Below are 2525 nucleotides of genomic sequence, written 5' to 3'. Positions count from 1 at the left end.
CCGCGCGGTACCGGGGGTCGCCCCGGCCGCCAAGCAGATGGGTCGCCACGTCGGCGACGCCATCCGCGCGCGGCTCGCGTCGCGGCCCGCGCCTGCGTTCCGCTACCGCGACTTCGGCAACCTCGCCACCATCGGTCGGATGGCCGCGGTGGTCGACCTGCATGGACTGAAGCTGTCGGGCATCGTGGCCTGGTGGTTCTGGCTGGTCGCCCACGTGTTCTTCCTGATCGGCTTCCGCAACCGGCTGGCGGTGCTGACCAACTGGGCCTGGGCGTACTGGACCTACCAGCGCCACGCCCGGATCATCTTCGGCCCATCCCGGCCCCGCGGTGCGACCGGAGACACCGACGACGCGCCCGGTGAGCGCAGGCCATGAATCACGGGCAATAAAAAGCCCCGCAGGCAGGGGGGGCCGGCGGGGCTGGTGGAACGGGACCTGGGGAGGGGTCTTCGTTCCGGGGGATCACTCCAGGGGAGGGAGAGATCGTCGACAGACGTTGCATCTGTCGAGGCGTAGTTGACCACCCCGGACATGGATGAATCGTGAAGATCCGGGTTAAGAAAATGTTGGATTCAGGACGGATTCAGAGCGACAGATTCGGTCAAGCGGGAGGCGTCCAGAACCGCTTTGCCACGGGCCTTTCGACCGCGGCGCGGGGGCCTGGGGACCCTCTTTCGTTCAGGCTCGCGTGAAGGGCGGGGCGCCTCAGTGCGCCTCGTCCCAGTCCATGCCCACCCCGCTGTCGACCACCAGCGGCACCTTGAGCTCGGCCGCCGCGGCCATACGGGGGACCACCTCCGCCAACAGGGTATCGACGAACCCTGCCTCGACCTCGAACACCAGTTCGTCGTGCACCTGCATGATCATCAGCGCGGGGGCGTCGCCGCCGCCGCTGCGGTACCCCGCCAGCCAGCCGTCGATGTCGACCATCGCCCGCTTGATGATGTCGGCCGCGGTGCCCTGCATTGGCGCATTGATCGCCGCGCGCTCGGCGCCGGCGCGCAGGCCCTGGTTGCGGGCGCCGATGTTCTCCAGGTACAGCCGGCGTCCGAACACGGTCTCCACGTAGCCCTGGTCGCGCGCCTGCTGGCGGGTGCGGTCCATGAACTCGCGCACGCCCGGATAGCGGCTGAAGTACAGGCCGATGTAGTCCTGCGCCTCGCCGCGCGACACGCCCAGCTGCTTGGCCAGGCCGAATGCGCTCATGCCGTACATCAGCCCGAAGTTGATCGCCTTGGCCGCGCGGCGCTCGCCCGGCTCGACCGTCTCCAGGGTTTTGCCGAACACCTCGGCGGCGGTCGCCTTGTGGATATCGGCGCCGGACGCGAACGCACGCAGAAGCGCAGGGTCCTCCGACAGGTGGGCCATGATCCGCAGCTCGATCTGCGAATAGTCGCAGGCGACGATCCGGCGGCCTTCCGGCGCGATGAACGCCTTGCGGATGCGGCGGCCATCGTCGGTGCGGATCGGGATGTTCTGCAGGTTCGGGTCCGACGACGACAGCCGGCCGGTCGCCGCGCCCGACTGGTGGTAGCTGGTGTGCACCCGGCCTGATTCGGCGTTGATCATCAACGGCAGCTTGTCGGTGTAGGTGCTGCGCAACTTGGCCAGGCTGCGGTAGTCCAGGATCACCCGGGGCAGCTCGTGCAGGTCGGCGATCGCCTCGAGCGCCTCCTCGTTGGCCGACGGCTGGCCCTTGGGCGTCTTTACCAGCGCCGGCAGCTTCAACTCCTCGAACAGGAGCGCGCAGACCTGCTTGGGCGAGTCGAGGTTGAACGTNCGATCGCCTCGAGCGCCTCCTCGTTGGCCGACGGCTGGCCCTTGGGCGTCTTTACCAGCGCCGGCAGCTTCAACTCCTCGAACAGGAGCGCGCAGACCTGCTTGGGCGAGTCGAGGTTGAACGTGCGCCCGGCCAGCTCGGTCGCGCGCTGCTGGGCGGCGAGCATCCGCGCCCCGAGGTCGGCCGACTGCCGCCGCAGCTCGGCCGCGTCGACCAGCACGCCGTTGGCTTCGACCCGCTCCAGCACCGGTACCAGCGGCACCTCGATCCCGCGGTACACGCGCTCCAGCGCCGGGTCGGCGGCCAGCCGCGGCGACAGCACCCGGTGCAGCCGCAGGGTGATGTCGGCATCCTCGGCGCCATAACGGGTCGCATCGTCGATCGCGACCTGGTTGAAGGTGATCTGCTTGGCGCCCTTGCCGGCCACGTCGGCGTACTTGACCGTTTCGTAACCCAGGTAGCGGCTGGCCAGCGAGTCCATGTCGTGGCGGCTGGCCGTGGCGTTGAACACGAAGCTTTCGAGCATGGTGTCGTCGGCGTAGCCGCGCACCTCGACGCCGTGGCAGCGCAGCACGTGCAGGTCGTACTTGCCGTTGTGGCCGACCTTGCGCCGGCCCGGATCGGCCAGCAGCGGCCGCAGCGCCGCCAGCGCCACCTCGCGGTCCAGCTGCGCGGGCGCGCCGGGGTAGTCGTGCCCAAGCGGGATGTAGCACGCGCGGCCGGGCTCGACCGCCAGGCTCAGCC

3 pseudogenes are annotated in these 2525 nt (G+C 69.5%); 1 reads left to right on the top strand and 2 read right to left on the bottom strand.

What is annotated here, in order from left to right:
• Positions 1-376: pseudogene (locus ACKVMH_RS13220) on the top strand (NAD(P)/FAD-dependent oxidoreductase); the annotation flags it as partial.
• 330 nt (positions 377-706) lie between these two features.
• Here ACKVMH_RS13220 and ACKVMH_RS13215 read toward each other — a convergent pair.
• Positions 707-1783: pseudogene (locus ACKVMH_RS13215) on the bottom strand (DNA polymerase); the annotation flags it as partial.
• Positions 1784-1870: 87 nt separating this feature from the next.
• Positions 1871-2525 (bottom strand): annotated as a pseudogene (locus ACKVMH_RS13210) (DNA polymerase I); the annotation flags it as partial.

Origin of the sequence: Lysobacter zhanggongensis (genome assembly GCF_046638635.1) — a bacterium.
GTDB classification, from domain to species: domain Bacteria; phylum Pseudomonadota; class Gammaproteobacteria; order Xanthomonadales; family Xanthomonadaceae; genus Novilysobacter; species Novilysobacter luteus.
This window is presented reverse-complemented; position numbering and strand designations above follow the sequence as displayed.